The organism is Acidobacteriota bacterium (genome assembly GCA_004299485.1).
GTDB lineage: Bacteria > Acidobacteriota > Terriglobia > Terriglobales > SCQP01 > SCQP01.
Map to the genome: position 1 here is coordinate 396,506 of SCQP01000014.1, position 21,675 is coordinate 418,180.

Here is a 21,675-nt window from a genome sequence, read left to right on the forward strand (position 1 = left end):
TCACATCACCCTGAACCATCCCGAATTGCTACAATTCCTAGGCATCTACCTGCCACCAAAAATGCGGGCCGTAGCGCAGAAGCGCTACGGCCCATACTTCTCGTTTGGATGGATTCTACCAGCGCACCAACAGCCCGACCTCGACGGCGCGCGCATTGAGCTGGTTCCCGTAAATTACGCCGAAACTGCTGGGTGAGTTGATGTCGTTAAAGTTATCCGAGGAAGAAAAGTGGTTGAAGACGTTGGTGGCTTGCGCGTTCAATACCGTCGAAAAGCGCTCCGACAACGCCAGGTCCTTGGTCACCGAAAAATCTACGTCGGTTTCGCTCAAGCCAGGGAAGTTGTTGCCTTCCGCTCCCGTGGTGTCCTGACCCAGTACAATTGGCCGGAATTCGGCCTTAATGGCCGCCGGATCCGCCCAGCGGTCCATGCCCGTCCCGCCCTGCGCCGGGTTCGCCTGTCCGTAGGTGGAGTTCCGGACAATACCGCTGCCGCCGGTATAGCCCGTGGTGAGAATCGCAGCTTCCTCCGTGTACGCCCCGATACAGTTGCTCTCCCCGAAGGAACCGCATTGGGAACCGTTAATGACCTGGGAGATGCCGCCGTTCAGAGAGTAATAGTTGGCGCCGATCCGCTGCCAGGTAATGATCGGCGCAAGCGACCAGCCGTGCGCAAGATGCTGCCAGAATGTGCTCTGACTCTTGGCCCCCGGTGACCAGACAAAGTAGGCGTTGTACGCCAGCGGAGTCTGGTTTTCCTGCGGGCCGTACATGGCGTGCATATTGAACGCGTCGGTGACGGTGTATTCGCTATTGAGCTGCTCGACCTGGCCCGTACCCATGGACCTGGCCCAGGTGAAATTGGAGGCTCCAGTAAGGCCATGGAAATTCCGGAAGTTCAATGTCCAGATGAACGCATTGTAGTTGCCCCAGCCCACCGAATCGTTGTCGAAGACATCCGCGAGCTGCCCGCCCCCGCTGATGAGACCGTTGGCAGGGCAGCCCGGCTGGGAAGCCGGGTTGCAGGTCGTAGGCGCATTCATGTTCGTCCGCCCGAATGTCCAGGAGGGAGAAGACTGCAGGTCCTGCCACAAATTGAACACCGTGTTCCCGTTGACCGGGTCAATGTTGTCGGCTGCGGCTGGCCCTTCGTTTTCGGCCACCGCCAGCGCGCAGTCACCGGCTGCGCGGCAATAGGCGGAGTTGTTGCCCCCCAAAGCGGCGGTGAAAAACGGCGATGCGGTGACGCGATCGTAGGGATTGGCGTCGTTCTGCCCTGCGCCAATCTGGTTGAACAGCGTGGCAAACGCCTGCTGGAACTGCTGGCCGCCGGCCGTTAGCATATAGGGCACCACATCCAGATTGGTTTCCTGGTATTCGTTGCGGATGATGCGGCCGGTGTAGCCGAGCATGGTGGTCAAGCTCGGTGTGAGCTGGCGTTGGAAGGTTAGATCAAACTCATCGGACCGGTTCGGACGGAAGTAGGGATCCAGGAAATCACCGTTCCCTGCCGAGGGGTTGGGCACGCCGTTCTGCAATTCGCCTGAGAAATATGGTTGCGGCAGCGTGGGCGTGGGTGCCTGCCCCAGCGGCGCCGTCATGCCGTTGTAGCCATCGGCTGCGGGCCCGATGCGGAAGGCATCGGTCGGATCCACGCCGCTGGAGCCCAGGCACTGTCCGCTCCCCGAGGCGCCGATGCATTCCACCGGCTGTCCCAGTCCGGTCCCGAGCAAGGGCACCAGCACCAGATCCACGCCGTTGAGACGCCCGTAGATGCGCGACCAGCCGCCGCGCAGCACGGCCTTGTTCCCGCCAAAAATCGCTCCCAGAAAACCGCCTTGGATATTGGGATTCCACGCCAGCGCCAAGCGGGGCGAAAAACCGGCGTAGAAAGGATGGTAGGGGTATTTCAGCCCGCCGCCTACGTTGCCGACCGTAGCCCAGCCAATCTTGGGGTTGTAGATCTGGCCGCCCAGCGCCGCACGTTCTTGCGAGGCCAGATAGTTGTTGACATCGAGCGGGCTCCCAGCAGCATCCACCAGTGCTACCTGCTTGCCATGATCCTCCCTGGGGGGTAACTCGACGGTGTAGCCGGCGCCGAAATCCACCGTCAGGCTTGGCCGCACGTGCCAGGCGTCGGAAAAATAAACGTTGTACATAGGGATATAGCTGTTGTCGAACATAGGCGTGCCCAGCGGCTGCAGTCCCAGGTTCGCGCCCGAACGGGTGTACAGCGTCTGTGGCTGACTTACCATGCCCAGCGTCTCCGCATAGTACTGGTTGAAGGTCCCCTTGTCGGCGCCGGCGCCGAAGTCTGTGGGGAGATAATCGAAGCGGATGCCTGGACCGTTGGTGACCTGATAGACGGTGTTGGCCATGATACCGCCGCCGTTGTCATTGCGCTGGTGGTAGTCCCACTGATCCGTAAACCGCCCGCCGAACTGGAACAGATGGTTGCCATGCAGGATGCTGACGTCGTCCTTGAACGTGTTTCCGACTCCGTCCCACACGCGCGTGCGCACGGCCTGCGTATCCACGTTGTAGGGAATCAGCGCGTTGGAGCTTTCGCCGCCGACTTCGAGCGCGCCCCCTAAAGCCGGAAAGCCGCTGAGCGGCGTGGGTTTCAGATACGAGCCGGCCCACTGCCAGAAATTGCGCAAGTACGAATAGTTGAACGTATTCGTCACATTCGAGCTTATGTTGGTAGTGAATTGCGCCGTCCACATCGAAGGCAGTTGCGGGCGCTGGCTGCTCGTCGCGGGCACGCCAAAGGTATCGCCGGGGATGCCGCCGCCGATATCGTGCTGCGCGTTGGGATCCAGCCGGACGAGACTGAAAAAGTGGTAGGTCAGCGTAAAGTGGGTTTTTGCGCCAAAGTCGTGATCGATGCGGGTCACGAAGAAATTGGTATTCTGGGCGGCCGGAATATTACCCGTGAAGCCTTGCGTGTTGAAGTGGTCACCCGCATGGCTGTTGTTGGCCGTGGGCATGTACTGCTTCCACAACTGCGCGACTACCGGGTTAATCCCCAGCTTCTCAGGATCGCAGGGAACGGCGCCCGCGCCATTCGCCGTGCAGCTCGCCGGTGCATAGGCGACATTGTTGACGGTGACCGTATTCGGGTTCAGGTTGTAGAAGCCGACCGAGTGCGACGCGTCGGCACAGTCGGCAGCTCCCGCAGCCCCCGCACTGCCGCATACAGCTTCCGTGTTGCCGCTGCCGTTGTCGGCCGCAATGACCCCGGCCCGCAGCGTGGCTGTGGGCGTGTTACGCGTGAAGGTCGGTGACTGGGGATAGCGCAGGCCCTCAAATAAACCGTACAAGTAGGTCTTTCCACCCAGCCAGTCCGGTAACAGTCGGCCGCCCAGCGAGACCCCGAAACGATTCCGGTGTTTTTTGGCCCGCGGAATCCCCGCCTGGTTGTTGCCCCAATCGTTGGCGCTCAAATAACTGCCAAGATAATAATCGTAGGCGGCGCCATGCACCGCGTCTGTACCGCGCTTGGTCACCATGGCGACGGTCGAGCCGGCAGCGCTATTGACATCGGCGGTCTGGTTTTGGGTGGTGATGGTGAACGTCTCCACACTTTCCGCCGGGGTCGGAATAGTACCGGAGGTGTAGCCGCTGGACGATGCGGAGGTGTACGTATACGCGGTATGAAAGCCGTCCATGTCGTCGGTATTATTACCGCCATCGAGCGTGAAGCTGTTTTGATCGCCGGCGGCACCGCCGACGCCCCCTTCCTGGTTGATTTCCGGCTGCAGGTTGGTGAGCGCATTGGCGTCGCGGTTGAGGCTGGGCAGTCGCACGATGGCTTGGCCCGACAGGGAGCTGGCGACGGTGGAGTTGAGCGTCTGCAACTCCGCGCCCGTGGCCGTCACCTCCACGGTTTGCGTAGTCGAACCTACCTGCATGGTGATATTGAGCAGCCGGTTCTTGCCCACGCTGACGAGCTGGTCGGTCACCGTGGCGCTTTTGAAACCGGCTTTCTTGACGGCTAGCGTGTAGGTGCCGGGCTGCAAGTTGGAAAAACTATAGCGGCCGGCGCCGTTGGTGACCGTGGGAGTCACGCCATTGGTGGCGACGTTGGTTAGCGTGGCTACCGCCCCCACAATGGCCTTGCCTTGGGCGTCTACCACCTGGCCAGTTACGGAACCACTGGTGGCGTTTTGGGCTGGCAGCCCTAGCGGTGAAAAGCAACACATGCCGGCGATGGCGCCAGCCACGAGCAACAGGTTCGAAGCGTGTTTACCGAAACAACGAAGTGACATTTCCTGGTCCTCCCCTTGGACGTCTACACGCGCTTACTTGCAGTGGCCGGTCCGCCCCCAGGGCGGCCCGACACGGTTCACGGCTACCACCGGAGAAGTAACCCCACCTCGACGGTGCGTGGAGCGAGGCGGTTTCCGGTGATCTCTCCAAAACTCGTCGGCCGATCGATGCGTCCGATCGCCTTTGCACTCTCCTTACCCTGAGTCCTCGTGCCAAGCTACTAGAGCCCCAAACGCGAGTTAGATACTATTGAAATGAGTCTCATGTCAAGCACAAAATATAAGTCTCCTCATTGTGATCGCGTCAAACTGCTAGTCTCGCTAGTATTTCGGATCGTAAAAATAAGGGCCGCAGCATCGCAGCGCTGCAACGTTGCGGCCCAAACGCTTGCTCGCTGGAGTGCTACCAGCGGACCAGCAGTCCCACCTCCACCGTGCGCGGGCTGAGAGAGTTGTTGTAGATATAACCGAAGTCCGACGGCGCCGTGATGTTGTTGTAGTACTCCAGCGCCGAAAAGTGATTGAACACGTTGGTCGCCTGGGCGTTCAGCTCGGTCGAGAAACGTTCCGAGAGCGCCAGATCCTTGGTCACCGCAAAATCCACATTGGTCTTGCTCAGACCAGGGAAGAAACTGCCGTTGCCGGTGGTATCGAGCCCGAGCACCAGCGGCCGGAAGGTCGCCAGTACCGCTGCCGGATCCGCCCAGCGGTTCAGGCCGGTGCCGTGGGCTTTCGGATTGCTGCGACCGTAAGTTGAGTTGCGCACCATGCCCGAGCCGCCGGTGTAGCCGGTAGTGATGACCGCGTTTTCGATGGTCGAGCCGGTGGAGCAGTCTATCTCGCCGAACGAGCTGCACTGCCCGCCGTTGCCCACCGAATCCATGGCGTAACCGTTGGCGTTTGCCGCCGCCTGCCGCGTCCATGTGATGATCGGGGCGAACGACCAGCCGTGCACCAAGTGCTGCCATATTGTGCTCTGGTCTTTCGCCCCCGGCGACCAGACGAAGTAAGCGTTGTACTGTACCGGCGCCGAGTTGAACTGCGGCCCATACATGAACTTCAGGTCGAACGGATTGGTCACTGAGTATTCGCTCGACGCCTGCACCGTCTGGCCGGTGCCCATGGATTTCGACCAGGTCAGGTTCGACCCGCCGGTGATGCCATGGAAGTTGCGGAAGTTCACGCTCCAGAACAGGGAATTGAAATTCCCCCAGCCAATGGAGTCGTTCATGTAGATGGCCGACAATTGGCCGCCGCCGCTGATGACGCCGCTCGCCGGGCAACCCGGCTGCACGCCGACCTGGCAAGTCGTAGGGGCGCTGGCCGTGGTCCGGCCCAGCGTCCAGGCGGGGTTGGACTGCAGTTTCGCCCACAGGCCATACACATCGTTGCCAAACGTGGGGTCAATGTAGTCTCCGCCGCTGGGGCCCGCCATTTCGGCCACCGCCAGAGCGCAATTGTTCTGCGCCGGGGCGCAGAACGCCGAGCTATTGCCCCCCATCGCCGCCGAGAAAAACGGTGATTGCGTGACCTTGCTTAGCTTCGTGGGGTCGGCCGCGATCTGCTCAAACAATTGGGCGAAGGCTTTCTGGAACTGCTCGCCCCCGGCGGTCATCATGTAGGGCACGGCGTTGGGCGTCAGCTCCTGGAACTCATTGCGGATGATGCGGCCGGTGTAACCGATCATGGTGGTCAGGTTCGCCGTAAGCTGGCGCTGGAAGGTCAGATCAAATTCATCCGAACGGTTGGGCTTGAAGTTGGGATCGAGCGAGGAACCGGAACCGGCCGAAGGGTTGGCCACGCCGTTTTGCAACTCGCCCGGGAAGTAGGGTTGGGGCAGCGTCTGTGTGGGCGCATGCCCGAGCGGCGCGCTCATGCCGTCGTCGCCGTTCGCGGTGGGCCCGATGCGGAAGGCATCAGTGGGATTCGCACCGCGGCTCCCCAGGCAGGCACCCGTACTCGTAGCGCCCAGGCAGCTCACCGGCTGGCCGAGGCCGGTCCCCAGCAGGGGCACCAACACCAGATCCACGCCGTTGAGGCGGCCATAGATGCGCGACCAACCCCCGCGCAGTACCGACTTGTTGCCCCCAAACATCCAGCCCAGGACTCCACCCGAAACGTTCGGGTTCCAGGCCAGAGAGATGCGTGGCGAAAAGCCGCCATAAAAGGGATGGTAGGGGTACTTCAGGCCGCTGCCGACGTTGCCGACGGTGGCAAAGCCCAGCTCGGGATTGAACGTCTGCCCGGCGAGCGCCGCCTTTTCCGTCTGCGCCAGGTAGTTGGTGGTCACCACCGGGTTATCGGCGCCATCCACCAGCACCACCTGCTTGCCCTGCGCCTCATACGGCGGCATCTCGATGGTGTAGCCGGCGCCGTACGTGAAGGTCAGCGAGGGCTTGATATGCCAGGCGTCGGAAAAGTACATGTTGTACATCGGAATCGAGCTCTTGTCGAACATGGGCGTGCCCAGCGGCTGCAGCGCCAAATCCTTGCCCGCTCGGGTATAGAGCGTCTGCGGCTGGCTCACCATGCCCAGCACTTCGGCGTAAGTCTGATCAAAGGTGCCCTTGTCCGCTCCCGAGTTGGCCCCGGTCTGGAAGTCCGCGGGCAGGTAGTTGAAGCTGATGCCGTTACCGTTGGTGACCTGATAGACGTTGTTGGCCATAATGCCACCGCCATTGTCATTGCGCTGGTGGTAGTCGATCTGGTGGGTGTAGCGCCCGCCAAACTGGAACAAGTGGTTGCCGTGCAGAATGGTGACATCATCCTTGAAGGTGTTCCCGATCCCGTCCCAGACGCGCGTGCGCACACGCTGCGTATTGACGTTATAGGGAATGAGAGCGTTGGAGCTTTCGCCGCCAATCTCCAGCGCACCGCCCAGCGCTCCAAAGCCGCTCAGCGGCGTTGGCTGAAGATACGAACCCGCCCACTGCCAGAAGTTGCGCAAATACGAGTAGTTGAAGGTGTTGGTGATGTTCGAGTTCACGTTGGTAGTGATTTGCGCCGTCCACATGGAGGGCAACTGCGGGCGCGTCGTGGGCGAGACGGGCACGCCGAAGCTGTCGCCGGGTATGCCGCCGCCGATATCGTGCTGGGCGAACTGATCGACCCTCGAGAAGCTGTAGAAGTGGTAGGTCAGCGTGAAGTGGGTTTTCTGCCCGAGGTCGTGATCAATGCGGGTCACGAAAAAATTGCTTGACTGTGGCGTATTGATGTTGGCGGTGAATCCCTGGGTGTTGAAGCCGTCGCCGCCGTTGGGATTGTTGGGGTTAGGCATGTACTGCTTCCAGAGCTGTGCCACCACCGGGTTCAATCCCAGCCCGCGCGGATCACAGGCGACCGCAGGCAGCGGGTTGGCGCTGGTGGAGGCGGGGTTCGCACACTGCGCCACCGGATAGGTGATGCCGCCGACCTGCGTGGAGTGGTTGTTGAGGTTGTAGTAGGTGACGGTGCGCGAGGAATCCGCGCAGCCGCCGGCAGCATCGGAACCCTGGCCGCAAATGGGTTCGGTCGCTTCGTTGCCGCTGGTCGCCGCCACTACGCCCGCGCGCAGCGTCGCCGTCGGCGTGTCCCACGTGTTGCTCGGCGCTTGCGGATAGCGCAGCCCTTCGTAGTTACCGAAAAGGTAGGTTTTGCCGCCCAGCCAGTCGGGCAGAATCCGCCCGCCCAGCGCCGCTCCGAAACGGTTGCGGTGGCTCTTGGCGCGCGGGGTGTGGCTGCGATTGCTTCTCCAGCCGTTCGCGCTCAGGTAGGACCCCAGATAGTAGTCGTACGCCGAGCCATGGATGGAATCGGTCCCGCGCTTGGTGACCATAGTCACCGATGAGCCGGCCGCGGAGTTCACATCCGCAGACTGATTGGAAACGCTGACCGTGAATTCAGTGACGCTTTCCGCGGGCGTCGGGATGACACCCGACGTCTGGCCGCCGGTCGCAGCAATGTAGATGCCCGCGCCGCCACCCATATCGTTGGTATTGTTGCCGCCATCCACCGTGAAGCTGTTCTGGTCGGCGTCCGCACCGCCCACGCCGCCGTCCGGATTGGTGTTGGGCTGCAGCATCGTCAGTGAGTTGGCGTCGCGGTTGAGGTTGGGCAGATCGACAATCGCCGCTCCGGACAGGGAGTTGCCCACGGTGGCGTTCATGGTCTGCAGCTCAGCCCCCGAGGCCGTCACCTCTACGGTCTGGTTCGCCTCGCCCACCTGCATCGACACGTTCAGCGTCAGCGGCCGCCCCACAATCACAGCCTGATTCTTGACGCTGGCGGTTTTGAATCCCGCCTTCTTCACCATCAGCGTGTAGGTGCCCGGCTCCAGGTTGCCGAAGGTATACCGGCCCACGCTATTGCTGACCGCGGGCGTCACCCCGTTGCTGGCCTGATTGGTCAGCGTGATGACGGCTCCCACAATCGCCTTCCCTTGAGCGTCCGTGACCTGGCCGGCCACGGTGCCGCTCGATGAATTCTGCGCGAGGGCGAGGTTGGGTGCAAAGCAGCTCAGCCCAACGATCGCCGTTGCGACGATGAGCAGATTGGTGGCGCACTTCCCGAAGCGACAACGCAACATGACAATTCCCCCTTTGGAATATCCACACGCCGGAACCATGCCGCACACACCATGCTGCACACCACCATGACGGCTCGGTCCGAACGCGAAGATGTTCGACGGAAGCAGGTCTCCCTGTCAAGTACAAATCGAGAATCTGTCATATGCGATTTACAACATTGCTAGCGTGACTAGCAATGTTTTCTGCAAAAAAAAATGGGCCGCAGCGCCCAAGCGCTGCGGCCCAAACTGCGGTTTCTGGATAAAATCTACCAGCGAACCAGCAGGCCGACTTCGACTTGGCGGGCACCCAGCAGGTTACCGCCGATCACGCCGAAGTTGGCCGGGTCGGAAATGTTATTGCCGTTTTCCGACGCCGAGAAGTGATTAAACAGGTTGGTCGCCTGAGCGTTGATCTCGGTCGAGAACCGCTCCGACAAAGCCAGGTTTTTGGTCACCGAGAAGTCCACGTTGGTCATGCTCACGCCCGGGAAGAAAGCGCTGTTCCCGTTCGTGTCCAAGCCCAGCACCAGCGGCCGGAACTCGGCGCGGATGGCCGACGGATCGGCGAAGCGGTTCATACCCGTTCCGCCGCTCCCCGGATCGCTGTTGCCGTAGGTGGAGTTCCGCACGATGCCCGAGCCGCCGGTGTAGCCGGTGGTCAGCACCGCGTTCTCAATGGTGTTGCCCGTCGAGCAGTCCATCTCGCCGAACGAGCTGCACTGCCCGCCATTGCTCACGCTGTCAGCGCCGCCGAAGAAGCTGTTGCTGCCGACGCGCCGCCAGGTGATGATGGGCGCAAACGACCAGCCGTTGACCAGATGCTCGAGGAAGCTCGACTGCGTCTTGCCGCCCGGCGTCCACACAAAGTAGGCGTTGTACTGCAGCGGCGTCGAGTCAAATTGCGGCCCGTACATGTACTTCAGGTCAAACGGATTGGTCACGGAGTATTCGCTCGTGGCCTGATCCACTTGGCCTGTGCCCATCGACCGCGCCCAGGTCAGGTTCGACCCGCCTGTAATGCCGTGGAAGTTGCGGAAGTTCACGCTCCAGAACATGGAGTTGAAATTCCCCCAACCGATGGAGTCGTTCATGTAGATGGCCGACAATTGGCCGCCGCCACTGATGCGGCCGCTCGCCGGGCAACCCGGCTGCGTAGCCGCGCAGGTAGTTGTGGCGCTGGCAGTGGTGCGGCCCAGCGTCCAGGCGGAATTGTTCTGCAGCTTCTGCCACAGACCGTAAACGTCATTGCCGTTTACCGGATCGATGTAGCCATTGGCGTTCGGCCCGGCCAGTTGGGCCACCGCCAGCGCGCAATCGCCCGCTTTGCCGCAGAAGGTCGAGTTGTTGCCGCCGAGCGCCGCCGTAAAGAACGGCGAGGACGTAACATGGCTCAGCCCCTTGGGATCCGCCGCGATTTGCTGGAACAGCGTCGCAAACGCGGTCTGGAACTGCTCGCCGCCTGCGGTCATCATGTAGGGCACCGCCGCCAGATCCACCGCCTGATACTCGTCGCGGATGATGCGGCCGGTGTAACCGATCATGGTGCTCAGGCTCGCGGTGAGCTGGCGCTGATAGGTGAGGTCGAACTCGTCGGAACGGTTCGGCTTGAACTTCGGATCCAGCACTTCGCCCGAACCGGCCGAGGCGTTGGCCACGCCGTTCTGGAGTTCACCGGGGAAATAGGGTTGCGGCAGCGTCTGCGTCGGCGGATTGCCGAGCGGCGCACTCATGCCATCGGTGCCAATGCGGAAGGCATTGGTCGGGTTCACACCCGCCACGCCGGTGCAACCGCCGGTCATGGAGGCGCCGATGCAGCTAACCGGCTGACCCAGGCCCGTGCCCAGTAGCGGCACCAGCACCAGATCGACACCGTTCAACCGGCCGTAGATACGACTCCAGCCACCGCGGATAACGCCCTTGTTGCCGCCAAACAGCCAGCCCAGCGGGCCGCTGCTGATGTTCGGGTTCCAGGCCAACGAAACGCGCGGCGAGAAGCCGCCGTAGAACGGCTTGTAGGGGTACTTCAAGCCGCTGCCCACGTTCTGCACCGTGGCAAAGCCGAGCTGCGGGTTGTAGGTCTGCCCGCTCAGCGCCGCTTTTTCGGTCTGGGCGAGGTAGTCGGTCGTGGTCACCAGATTGTCGGCGCCATCGACCAATTCCACCTGCTTGCCGTGCTCCTCCAGCGGCGGCATTTCGACGGTGTAGCCGGCGCCGTAGCTCAGCGTCAGGCTGGGCTTGATGTGCCAGGCATCGGCGAAGTAAGCGTTGTACATCGGAATCGAGCTCTTGTCGAACATGGGCGTGCCCAGGGGCTGCAGGTCCAGGTTCTTGCCCGCGCGCGTGTATAGCGTTTGCGGCTGGCTGACGATGCCCAGCACTTCGTCGTAGTAGGTGTCGTAGGTGCTCTTGTCGGCGCTGGAGCTGAAGTCGGTCGGCAGGTAGTTATAGTTCACGCCGTTACCCTTGGTGATCTGGTAAACGTTGTTCGCCATAATGCCGCCGCCGTTGTCATTGCGCTGGTGGAAGTCGATCTGGTGGGTGTAGCGGCCGCCGAACTGGAACAGGTGGTTGCCGTGCAGCACGGTCACGTCGTCCTTGAAGGTGTTGCCGATACCGTCCCAGATGCGGGTGCGCACGCGCTGCGTGTTCACGTTGTAGGGAATCAGGGCATTGTTGCTCTCGCCGCCGATTTCCAGCGCGCCGCCCAGCGTGCCCAGGCCGCCGCCGAGAGGCGTCGGTTTGAGGTAGCTGCCGGCCCACTGCCAGAAGTTCCGCAGGTAAGAGTAGTTGAAGTTGTTGGTGACGTTGGAGCTGATGTTGCTGGTGATTTCCGCCGTCCACATGGAGGGCTTCTGCGGCCGCACGCTGGTGATGGTGGGCACGCCCTTGACGTCGCCCGGAATGCCGCCGCCGATGTCCGCTTGGCCGTTCGGGTACAGTCGCGTGAAAGCGTACCAGTGATAAGTCAGCTCGAAGTGGTTCTTCGCGCCAAAATCGTGATCAACGCGGGTGACGAAGAAGTTAGACGACTGCGCTTCATTCGCGCTCGCGGTGTAGTTCAGAGTGTTGTGCCGGTCGCCCCCGACGGTGCTGTTGGGCATGGGCTCATACTGATTCCACAACTGCGCCACCACGGCATTCATGCCCAGGCTGCGCGGATCGCAGGGAACCGAACCGGCGCCGCTGGCGGTGCAGGTAGCGGGCGCATAGGCCGTGCCGTTTACCGTCACGGAGTTGGGATTCAGGTTGTAGGCTTCCCATTTACCGGTGTAGCCCGTAGCAGTAGAGTCGGTCACGGCCAGCGCCTGCACCACGCCTGCGCGTAGCAGCGCGGTGGGCACCGCCCGGCTGAATACCGCCGAGTTGGGATACCGCAGGCCTTCGTAGTTGCCGAACAAATAGGTCTTGCCGCCCAGCCAGTCGGGCAGGATTTCCCCGCCCAGCGCCGCGCCAAAACGGTTGCGATGGCTGATGCCGCGGGCCACGTTCGACTGGTTGTTGCCCCAGGCATTGGCGGATAGCTTGCTGCCGAGGTAGTAGTCGTACACCGAGCCATGCACCGCATTGGTGCCGCGCTTGGTGACCATGGAAACCGAGGAGCCGGCGGCGCTGTTCACGTCAGCCGACTGATTGGAGGTGGCGACGGTAAACTGCTCGACCGATTCCGTCGGCGTCGGGATGACGCCCGAGGTCATGCCGCCGGTGGCGTTGGTATAGTCGGCGTTGTTGCCGTCCATGTCGTTCGAGTTGTTGCCGCCGTCAATCGAAAAGCTGTTCTGGTCCGAGTCCGCTCCGCCCACGCCGCCATCCGGATTGGTGTTGGGCTGCAGCATGGTAAGCGAATTGGCGTCCCGGTTCAGCGCGGGTAACGCCGCAATGGTGGCGCCGCTGATGGAGTTGCCCACCGTGGCGTTCATGGTCTGCAGTTCGGCGCCGGAGGCCGTGACCTCCACCGTCTGTGTCGCCGCGCCGACTTGCATGGGAATGTTAATAGTAAGCGGCTTACCCACGATCACGGTCTGATCTTTCACCGCCGCGGACTTGAAGCCCGTCTTTTTCACCGCCAGCGAGTAGGTGCCCGCGCCCAGGTTGGTGAAGCTGTAGCGGCCGGCGCTGTTGGTGATGGTGGGCGTGACGCCGTTGGTGGCTTGGTTGGTCAATGTGACCACCGCGCTCACAATGGCTTTGCCTTGCGCATCGGTAACCTGTCCGGTCACCGTGCCCGAGGCTGAGTTCTGGGCCATGAGCATGGGCGTAAACCCGCTCAGGCCGATAAGCACCAGTAGAGCCATCAACAGGTGCTCCACACGCTTGCTGCATTTACTGCGAAGTTGCGGCATGCAATTCCTCCCCAAAAATTGCGGCGGTGCCCGTAACCCAACTGCCCTAGCGCACGGATCCCGCCGTCATGGGGAGTTTGCGACATGTCAGTCATTGTGTCAATACAAAAACATCCCGTTAATGATTATTAATTTTCTGTCATCCCTGTGACTGGCATTTTTTAGTTTTCAGTAATTAGTTTTCAATTTTGTGGAAACCGCCGTCAGCGCCGGGCGGGGGCGCCATCACTGCTTCCGCCTATAATGAAGGGGCGCCATGCCGTTTACGCTCACCACACCGCTTTATTACGTCAATGCCCGGCCCCATCTCGGCCACGCCTACTCCACCCTCGCCGCCGATGCCATGGTCCGCTTTCAGCGCCAGCAGCGGCAGGAGGCCTTTTTGCTCACCGGCACCGACGAACACGGTCAGAAAATCGAGCGCGCCGCCGCTGCCCAGAACATTGCCCCGCAGGCCTTTGCCGACGCCATCAGCGCCGAGTTCCGCAGCGAATGGGACCGCCTCGGCCTGCACTATGACGCCTTCATCCGCACTACCGAACCGCGCCATACCCGTGCCGTGCAGGACGTCTTCGAACGCCTGCGCCGCAATGGCGCCATCTATAAAGGCAGCTACAGCGGACCCTATTGTGTCAGCGATGAGCTCTTTGTAGGCGAAGGCAAGGTGGGTGACCCCTGCCCGCTCTGCGGCAAGCCCACCGAGCTGGTAAGCGAGGAAAACTACTATTTCAAGCTCTCTGCCTACGGCGATCAATTGCTCAAACTGTACCAGGACAATCCCGACTTCATCCGCCCCGAAACCCGCCGCAACGAAGTCATTGCCTTTGTGAAATCGGGCCTGAAAGACGTTTCCATCACGCGCACTTCGATCACCTGGGGCATTCCCGTCCCCGGCGATGAGAAGCACGTCCTCTATGTCTGGTTCGACGCCCTCATCGGCTATCTCAGCGGCATGGGCTACGCCTCGCCCAATGAAGCCGACCGCGCCCGCTGGGAGCATCTCTGGCCCGCCTGGCATCTGGTAGGCAAGGAAATTGTCCGCTTCCACTGCGTCTACTGGCCGGCGTTTTTGCTCGCCGCCGGGCTGCCCCTGCCGCGGGGCATCATTGCCCACGGCTGGCTGCTGTTTGACGAAGCCAAGATGTCGAAATCGGTGGGCAACGTCGTCCGCCCCGAACCCATCCGCCAGGTGCTGGGCGCCGACGCCCTGCGCTACTTCCTGCTGCGCGAGGTCAGCTTCGGCCAGGACGGTAACTTCAGCTACGCGGCGCTGATCGATCGCTACAACGCCGATCTCGCCAACGGCTGGGGCAATCTTGCCGCCCGCCTGCTGGCGATGATTGATAAATACTGCGGCGGCCGCGTCCCTCCGCTGCACCGCACCAGCGGCGCTATTCCGCCGGTGAACCAGACCCGCACGCACTTTGTCGACAACATGGAAAACTGGCAGTTCTCGCGCGCCCTCGAAGCCGTCTGGGCGCTGATCGGCCAAACCGACCGCTATATTTCGGCTGCCAAGCCCTGGGATCTGGCCAAGGGCGGCGCCGCAACTGCCGCGCAGCTCGACGATGTGCTGCGCGACGGCTACGAAGTGCTGCGCTGGACGGCGGTGCTGCTGGCGGCGATTTTGCCGGAAAGCGCCGAGCGGCTGTGGCAGCAGTTGGGCCTGCCCGGCAAGCCCCAAGGGGTTCCCTACGCCACGCTGCAGTGGAACATGCCGCTGCCCGCTGGCCCCCAGCTCGGTGCGCGCGCGCCGCTATTCCCGCGCGCCGACAAAGTGAAAACCATGGAAGAACTGAAGATCCTCGAAGAAAGCCATCAGCCATCAGCCATCAGCCATCAGTCCCCGGGCGCGGGCGATGGGCGTATTTCGATCGACGATTTCGGGAAAGTCGAAATGCGCGTCGGCACCATCGTCGCTGCCGAGCGCATCGAAAAAGCCGACAAGCTGCTCAAACTCACCGTCGACATCGGCGCCGAGGTCCGCACCATCTGCGCCGGCATCGCCAAATCCTACGACCCCGCCACGCTCCCCGGCCGCAAGGTGGTCATCGTGGCCAACCTCGCCCCGCGCAAGCTGCGCGGCATCGAATCCAACGGCATGATCGTGGCCGCCACCCTTCCCGACGGCAGCGCCGCCCTAATCAGCGTCCCCGACGACACCCCCAATGGCGCCCGCCTGAAGTAGTTTGTCAGTAGCTCAGTACATCAGTATTTCAGTTCTGCCGGGCACACCCGGACGTGGCGCGCGAACTGAAATACTGACAAACTGAAATACTGAAATACTCTTCATGATCGACTCCCACTGCCATCCCGACGACGCCGCCTTTTCTGACGATCGCGCGGCCATGCTGGCGCGTGCCGCAGAAAAACTCGAAGGCATCGTCGCCATCGACGGCGCCGCATCCATCGACGGCCTCAAGGTCTGGACCACGGTGGGCATCCATCCGCATCAGGCCGCCAACGCGGCCGCGCGCTGGGACCAACTCGAAGCCACGGTAGCGGGAGACCGACCGACCGACAGACCGATAGACCGACAACTTTCTCTCATCGCCATCGGCGAGATCGGCCTCGATTACCATTACGACAACTCCCCGCGCGCAACCCAAATTGCGGTTTTTGAGCGACAGCTCTCGCTCGCCGCCGCGCACCACTTGCCCGTCTCGGTGCACTGCCGCGAAGCCTGGGACGATGGCTTTGCCGCGATTCGCAACCAGCCCGGCATCCGCGGCGTGTTTCACTGCTTCACCGGCGGCCAGCGTGAAGCCGAGCAGGCTCTCGCCCTCGGCTGGTATCTTTCCTTTTCTGGCATGCTGACGTTCCCCAAGCTCGACGCCCTGCGCGCCGTCGCCGCATGGTCTCCCGCCGACCGCCTTCTGGTCGAAACCGACGCCCCTTATTTAGCCCCCGTGCCGCATCGCGGCAAGCGCAACGAACCCGCCTGGGTCTGGGACACCGCCCAGAAGCTGGCCGAATGCCGCAAAACCAGCCTTGACGAAATTGATCACCTGACCACCACCAACTTCTACGGCCTCTTTCCACTTGCGGCCGCACACTGAAAACTGAGAACTGATAACTGATAACCTTAGACCATGGCCGCCCAAGAAAACTCCTTCGACGTCGCCAGCGAGGTGAACCCGCAGGAGGTCGCCAACGCCGTGCAGCAGGCGCTGAAGGAAACCTCGACCCGCTACGATCTCAAAGACGCGCACACGACCATGGTCTGGAACGAAAAAGAAAAAAAGTTGATGCTGGCCACCAAAGACGACTACAAGCTCAAGGCGGTGACCGAAATTCTGCAGCAGAAGCTGGTCAAGCGCGGCGTCTCCCTCAAAGCCCTGCAATACGGCCCCATCGAAGCCGCTGCGGGCAGCACGGTGCGGCAAACCGTTGAGGTACAGAGCGGCATCCCCAGCGAAAAGGCGCGCGAGATCGTGCGCGTCATTAAAGACTCGAAAAAGAAAGTGCAGGCCTCGATTCAGGGCGAAGCCGTGCGCGTCGCCGGCAAGGACCGCGACACCCTGCAGGAGGTCATCGCCCTGCTCCGCGGTCATGACTTTGGCCTGGACCTGCAGTTTGTGAACTACCGCAGCCAATAAAGCGATGCAACCGGCGCTCACCGATTCCGAAGCCGTCACCGCCGCTGACGTACTGAGTCTGGTCCGCGACGACCTCGCCTTAGTCGAGCGCGAGCTGCGCGAGGGCGCCGCCTGCGCGGTTGAGGCGGTTACCGCTATCGGCCAGCACCTGCAGGCGAGCGGCGGCAAACGCATCCGCGCCGGGCTGGTGCTGCTGGCCGCGCGGCTGAGCGATTGCCCCGAGCAGCCGCGCGTGCGCCTGGCCGCGATTGTGGAGATGATCCACGCCGCCACGCTCATTCACGACGATGTTATCGACGAGTCCCCGCTCCGCCGCGGCCGCCCCTCGGCCAATGCGCAGTGGGGCAATCAGCGCTCGGTGCTCGCCGGCGACTGGCTCTACATGCAGGCCTTCCGCCTCGCCCTGGGCGAACGCAACTTCGCCATTCTCGACGCTCTCATTGCTCTCACGCAACAGATGGTCGAAGGCGAGTTGCTGCAACTGGAAATGCTGGGCCGCGTCGTGACCGCCGCCGAGCATCTGGATCTGATCGAGCGCAAAACCGCCCGCCTGTTTGCCGTCGCCTCGCAGTTGGGCGCGCTCGCTGCCGGCGCCGGCGCCGGCGCCGTCGAGCAGCTCGGCCGCTTCGGCCGTCATCTAGGCTTGGCGTTCCAGATGGTCGATGACATTCTCGACTTCAGCGCCGCCGCAGAAGTTTTGGGCAAGCCGGTCGCCAACGATCTGCGCGAAGGCAAAATGACGCTGCCGGCGATTTACGCCTATGAGGCTGCCGACGCCTCCGGCCGCGAAGCCATCGAGCAGATCCTGCGCGCCCGTCCTGCCGAGGGCGTCTGGCCGCGCGTCCGCGAACTGGTCGCCCGCCTCGGCCTCGAACGCGCCCGCCACGAAAGCCGCGAGCAGGCTGCACTCGCCGCCCGGGCTCTGGAGGAATTCCCGGCATCGCGCTGGAAAGAGGCGCTGCTGCGTCTGCCGGAGCTGGTCATTGCCCGAAGAAATTGAGCTGAAGTTTCCCCTCGCCGGGCCTCGCGCCCTACGCGCCCGCCTGCGCCGGCTCGGCTTCCGCGTCTCCCGTCCACGCACCCGCGAAACCAACTGGCTCTTCGATGACGCCCGTCACTCCCTGCGTGCCGCCGGCAAGCTGCTGCGCTTGCGCCGCGCTGGCCCCCGCTGGCTGCTCACCGCCAAAGGCCCCCGCCAGCCGGGCGTGCTCAAGCGCCGCGCCGAATCCCAAACCGGGGTCGACGATGGCTCGGCCTGCCGCGCTCTGCTCGAGCTCGTGGGCTGGCGCGTGGTCGGCAGCTATACCGTCGTCCGCACACTCCTGCGCAAACCGGGCGAGGCGGGCGAGATCGCCTGGGATGAAACCCCGCTCGGCCCGTATCTGGAAATCGAGGGCTCGGCCCGTTGGGTACGTCACACCGCCGCCGCCCTCGGTCTCGATCCCCGCGCCGCCGAGCCCCGCTCCTACCTCGAGCTGCTTATTGCTCGTCCGCCGAAGGCCCGTAGATCGACGGCACGGCGAGGTTGAGCAGCCGCAAGTAGACCCCCAACTGCGCCCGGTGATGGGCTACGTGATTGGCGTACATGGCGCGCCAGGCGAGAAACCGCGAGCCGCTGAAAAATACCTGCTCGCCCATGCACAGCTTCCAGGGCTCGCTCCAGGCGGCGTCGTCCACTTTTTGCAAGGCCTCGCGTACCTGCTTTTGCCCGGCGTCAAACTCCCGCACCAACTGCGCCGCCGACTCGAACTGCAGCGGCTTCATCCCGGCGGTGGCGAAATCCAGTTGCGGCATGGTGACGACCACCACCCCAAAGCCACCCAACTGCGCCACATGCGCCGCCAGCTTGCCCAGCGCCATGGATTTTTGATGCGGCTTGAACTCCGGCTGCTGGGGCACACGCTCCAGCGTTGTGCGGGTGCGCGGAGCATCGTAGTCCAGTTCCTGAAGCAGCAGGTCGCGAATGGCCATGCCCAAGTCTACCCCGCTCCGGCGGTTACGCCCCCGGCCGCCCCCTCCGCCGCCCTTTCTCACTGGCCCCCGGCCCCTGGTCTCTGATCCCTACGCCACCCCGTGGCACTTTTTGTACTTCTTCCCGCTGCCACAGGGGCACGGATCATTCCGCCCGACCTTGTCGTCGTTGCGCACCACCGTCGCCACCGCCGTGCCGCCGGAATCGTCGCCGCCGGAGAAGCGCAGCTCGCGCGCCTGCTTCTTCTTGCGCCGTTCCATTTCGCGCTCGTAGTCGCGCAGCGCCTGGGCTTCGGCGTCGCGCCGTGCCGCCATCTCCGCTTCCTGCTCCTCCCGCGTCTGGATGCGGGCGGTGCAGATGGTCCGCAGACTGTCGTTCTCGATGCGGTCCATCAAATCCTGGAACATGTCGAACGATTCTTTCTTGTACTCGATCAGCGGATCGCGCTGCCCGTAGCCCCGCAGGCCGATGCCTTCCTTCAGGTGATCCATCGCCAACAGGTTGTCTTTCCACAGGTTGTCGAGAATCTGCAGCATCACCAGCCGTTCGAAATGGCGAAGCTGCGGCGCGCCAATCAGCTCTTCCTTCTCGTTGTACTTCGTCTCGATCAGTCCCATCAGCGCCCGGTGCAGCTCATCGTGCGCGAGCTGATTGATGTCGAAGCCGTCCTTGTCGTCCTGAAAATCAACGCCGAACTGCTCCTTGACTGCGGTGCGCAGCGACGCTACGTTCCAGTTGTCGGGATGCACGTCTTTGCCGCAGTACTGCGTGAGATAGCCTTCGATGAGGCCATCGGCCACGCCCAGCAAAAAGTCTTTCTGATCGAGTCCGGCGAGCAGATCGTGGCGCATGCCGTAGATGGCCTCGCGCTGCTTGTTCATCACATCGTCATACTCGAGCAAATGCTTGCGGCTGTCGAAGTGCTGCGCCTCCACCTGCTCCTGCGCCGCGGCGATGCGCTTGGTGATCAGCTTGCTCTCGATGGGCGTGCCCTCTTCCATGCCCAGCCGCAGCATCAGCCCGGAAATCTTCTCGCCCCCGAAAATGCGCAGCAGATCGTCTTCCAGCGACAGATAAAAGCGCGATGAACCCGGATCGCCCTGCCGCCCCGCGCGCCCGCGCAACTGGTTGTCAATGCGCCGCGATTCGTGCCGCTCGGTGCCGATGATGTGCAGCCCGCCCAGGGCAACCACTTCATCGTGCTCGCGGTCGGTCTCGGCTTTATAGGGGATGAGCGCCGCCGCGCGCTCCTCCGCCGCCAGCTCGTCGTAGTTGATGCCCTTTTTGAGCAGCGCCGCGCGCGCCAGCGTTTCCGGATTGCCGCCCAGCAGAATATCGGTGCCGCGGCCGGCCATGTTGGTGGCAATCGTCACTGCCCCCATGCGCCCTGCCTGGGCCACGATTTCGGCTTCCTTCTCGTGGTGCTTGGCGTTCAGCACGACATGCGCAATCTTCTTCTTTCGCAACAGGTCGGCGACGCGCTCGGATTTCTCGACCGAGATCGTGCCCACCAGCACCGGCTGCTTGCGTCCGGCGCAGTCGGCAATTTCATCGACCACGGCGTTGAATTTTTCCCGCTCCGTCCGGTACACCACATCCGGAAATTCTTTGCGGATCAGCGGCTTGTTGGTCGGGATGACGGTGAGGTCGAGCTTGTAGGTCGAGTGAAATTCGTTGGCTTCGGTTTCCGCCGTGCCCGTCATGCCGGCGAGCTTCTTGTACATGCGGAAATAGTTCTGGAAGGTGATGGTCGCCAGCGTCTGGTTCTCGCGCTGGATCTTGACACCTTCTTTGGCCTCGACCGCCTGGTGCAGTCCATCCGACCAGCGCCGCCCCGGCATCAGCCGGCCGGTAAACTCGTCCACGATGATGACCTGCTTTTCGATCTGGCCGTTCTCGTCGTTCTTGTCCTCTTTGACGACGTAGTCCACGTCGCGTTTGTAGAGCGTATGCGCCCGCAGCGCCTGGTAGACATGGTGGATGAGTTCCATGTTGGCGATGTCGTACATGTTCTCGACGCCCAGCGCCTCTTCGCACTTCGCCACGCCCTCTTCGGTGAGCGTCGCCGTGCGCTGCTTTTCGTCGAGGAAGAAATCGCCGGTCGCGGGCTTGTCGTTATCGCCCGGCGGATCGCCGCGCTTCAGGCTGGGGATGATGCGGTCAATGCGGTAGTACTTCTCCGTGGATTCTTCTGACGGCCCCGAGATGATCAGCGGCGTGCGCGCCTCGTCGATCAGGATCGAGTCCACTTCATCGACGATGCCGAAGTGGTGGCCGCGCTGCACGCAGTCGGCCACATCGAACTTCATGTTGTCCCGCAAGTAATCAAAGCCGAACTCGTTGTTGGTGCCGTAGGTGATGTCGGCGGCGTAAGCGGCCTTGCGCTCCGCATCGTCCAGATCGTGGCTGATGACGCCCACCGTCAGTCCTAAAAAGGTATACAGCCGGCCCATCCATTCCGAGTCGCGCCGCGCCAGATAGTCGTTGACGGTCACCACATGCACGCCATGGCCGGCCAGCGCGTTCAGGTACACCGGCAGCGTGGCCACCAGCGTCTTGCCTTCGCCGGTTTTCATTTCCGCGATCTTGCCGTGGTGCAGCACCATCCCGCCGATCAACTGCACATCAAAGTGCCGCATCTGCAAGACGCGCCGTCCGGCTTCGCGCACCAGCGCGAACGCCGGCGCCAGCAACTCGTCGAGCGCCGCCTTCTCGGCCGCTTCTTTTTCCTTGGGATCGTCCGGCGCCTGCTCCACCCGCTCCCGGATCAGCGCCCGGAACTCCGCCGTCTTGGCCCGCATCTCCTCATCACTGAGGGCCTGCATGGCCGCTTCCAGGTCATTGATCTCCCCGACCTGCGGGTTCAGGCGCGAGACTTCGCGCTCGTTTTTAGTTCCAAAAACCTTGGCAACAATCGAGGGCATGGCGTGGGAAAACAGCTAGACCAA

General features: G+C 62.5%; 10 protein-coding genes. 5 read left to right on the forward strand and 5 right to left on the reverse strand.

The window, feature by feature from the left end:
* Window positions 1-115: 115 nt before the first annotated feature.
* The 3 genes from EPN33_10695 to EPN33_10705 form a co-directional block, all read right to left on the reverse strand.
* Window positions 116-4,270, reverse strand: coding sequence for a carboxypeptidase regulatory-like domain-containing protein (locus EPN33_10695; GenBank protein ID TAN22109.1), 4,155 nt, complete (start codon window positions 4,268-4,270; stop codon window positions 116-118).
* 403 nt (window positions 4,271-4,673) lie between these two features.
* Window positions 4,674-8,873, reverse strand: a complete 4,200-nt coding sequence (locus EPN33_10700) for a carboxypeptidase regulatory-like domain-containing protein (protein ID TAN22110.1) — start codon at window positions 8,871-8,873, stop codon at window positions 4,674-4,676.
* Between the two features lie 209 nt (window positions 8,874-9,082).
* Window positions 9,083-13,156 carry a carboxypeptidase regulatory-like domain-containing protein gene (locus EPN33_10705; protein ID TAN22111.1) on the reverse strand — a complete coding sequence of 1,358 codons (4,074 nt, stop codon included), beginning with the start codon at window positions 13,154-13,156 and terminating at the stop codon, window positions 9,083-9,085.
* A 256-nt stretch (window positions 13,157-13,412) separates the two neighbouring features.
* On the opposite strand from EPN33_10705, the gene metG reads away from it, so the two are divergent.
* The 5 genes from metG (at window position 13,413) to EPN33_10730 (ending at window position 18,284) form a co-directional block, all read left to right on the forward strand.
* The gene (metG, locus tag EPN33_10710; GenBank protein TAN22112.1) at window positions 13,413-15,344 is read left to right on the forward strand and encodes a methionine--tRNA ligase; all 1,932 of its coding nucleotides are present in this window, start codon (window positions 13,413-13,415) and stop codon (window positions 15,342-15,344) included.
* 103 nt (window positions 15,345-15,447) lie between these two features.
* Window positions 15,448-16,215: a TatD family deoxyribonuclease gene (locus EPN33_10715; GenBank protein TAN22113.1), complete on the forward strand. Its 768-nt coding sequence runs from the start codon at window positions 15,448-15,450 to the stop codon at window positions 16,213-16,215.
* Between the two features lie 33 nt (window positions 16,216-16,248).
* Window positions 16,249-16,755 (forward strand): YajQ family cyclic di-GMP-binding protein, encoded by a 507-nt coding sequence (locus tag EPN33_10720; protein TAN22114.1) that lies wholly within the window; start codon window positions 16,249-16,251, stop codon window positions 16,753-16,755.
* Window positions 16,756-16,759: 4 nt separating this feature from the next.
* The gene (locus tag EPN33_10725) at window positions 16,760-17,755 is read left to right on the forward strand and encodes a polyprenyl synthetase family protein (protein TAN22115.1); all 996 of its coding nucleotides are present in this window, start codon (window positions 16,760-16,762) and stop codon (window positions 17,753-17,755) included.
* Complete coding sequence (locus EPN33_10730) at window positions 17,517-18,284, forward strand: CYTH domain-containing protein (protein ID TAN22116.1); 768 nt, start codon at window positions 17,517-17,519, stop codon at window positions 18,282-18,284. Before EPN33_10725 ends, EPN33_10730 begins: the two co-directional genes overlap by 239 nt.
* On the opposite strand, the gene EPN33_10735 is transcribed toward EPN33_10730, so the two are convergent.
* Complete coding sequence (locus EPN33_10735) at window positions 18,235-18,726, reverse strand: hypothetical protein (GenBank protein TAN22117.1); 492 nt, start codon at window positions 18,724-18,726, stop codon at window positions 18,235-18,237. The genes EPN33_10730 and EPN33_10735 overlap by 50 nt on opposite strands.
* A gap of 90 nt (window positions 18,727-18,816) precedes the next feature.
* Window positions 18,817-21,651 (reverse strand): preprotein translocase subunit SecA, encoded by a 2,835-nt coding sequence (gene secA, locus EPN33_10740; protein ID TAN22118.1) that lies wholly within the window; start codon window positions 21,649-21,651, stop codon window positions 18,817-18,819.
* Between the last annotated feature and the right edge of the window lie 24 nt (window positions 21,652-21,675).

What these genes read in the sequence shown, in the direction of transcription:
- EPN33_10695 (TAN22109.1), bottom strand. Translation starts at nt 4,270, where the DNA reads ATGTCACTTCGTTGTTTCGGTAAACACGCTTCGAACCTGTTGCTCGTG.
- EPN33_10700 (TAN22110.1), bottom strand. Translation starts at nt 8,873, where the DNA reads ATGGTTCCGGCGTGTGGATATTCCAAAGGGGGAATTGTCATGTTGCGT.
- EPN33_10705 (TAN22111.1), bottom strand. Translation starts at nt 13,156, where the DNA reads ATGCCGCAACTTCGCAGTAAATGCAGCAAGCGTGTGGAGCACCTGTTG.
- metG (TAN22112.1), top strand. Translation starts at nt 13,413, where the DNA reads ATGCCGTTTACGCTCACCACACCGCTTTATTACGTCAATGCCCGGCCC.
- EPN33_10715 (TAN22113.1), top strand. Translation starts at nt 15,448, where the DNA reads ATGATCGACTCCCACTGCCATCCCGACGACGCCGCCTTTTCTGACGAT.
- EPN33_10720 (TAN22114.1), top strand. Translation starts at nt 16,249, where the DNA reads ATGGCCGCCCAAGAAAACTCCTTCGACGTCGCCAGCGAGGTGAACCCG.
- EPN33_10725 (TAN22115.1), top strand. Translation starts at nt 16,760, where the DNA reads ATGCAACCGGCGCTCACCGATTCCGAAGCCGTCACCGCCGCTGACGTA.
- EPN33_10730 (TAN22116.1), top strand. Translation starts at nt 17,517, where the DNA reads ATGAGGCTGCCGACGCCTCCGGCCGCGAAGCCATCGAGCAGATCCTGC.
- EPN33_10735 (TAN22117.1), bottom strand. Translation starts at nt 18,726, where the DNA reads ATGGCCATTCGCGACCTGCTGCTTCAGGAACTGGACTACGATGCTCCG.
- secA (TAN22118.1), bottom strand. Translation starts at nt 21,651, where the DNA reads ATGCCCTCGATTGTTGCCAAGGTTTTTGGAACTAAAAACGAGCGCGAA.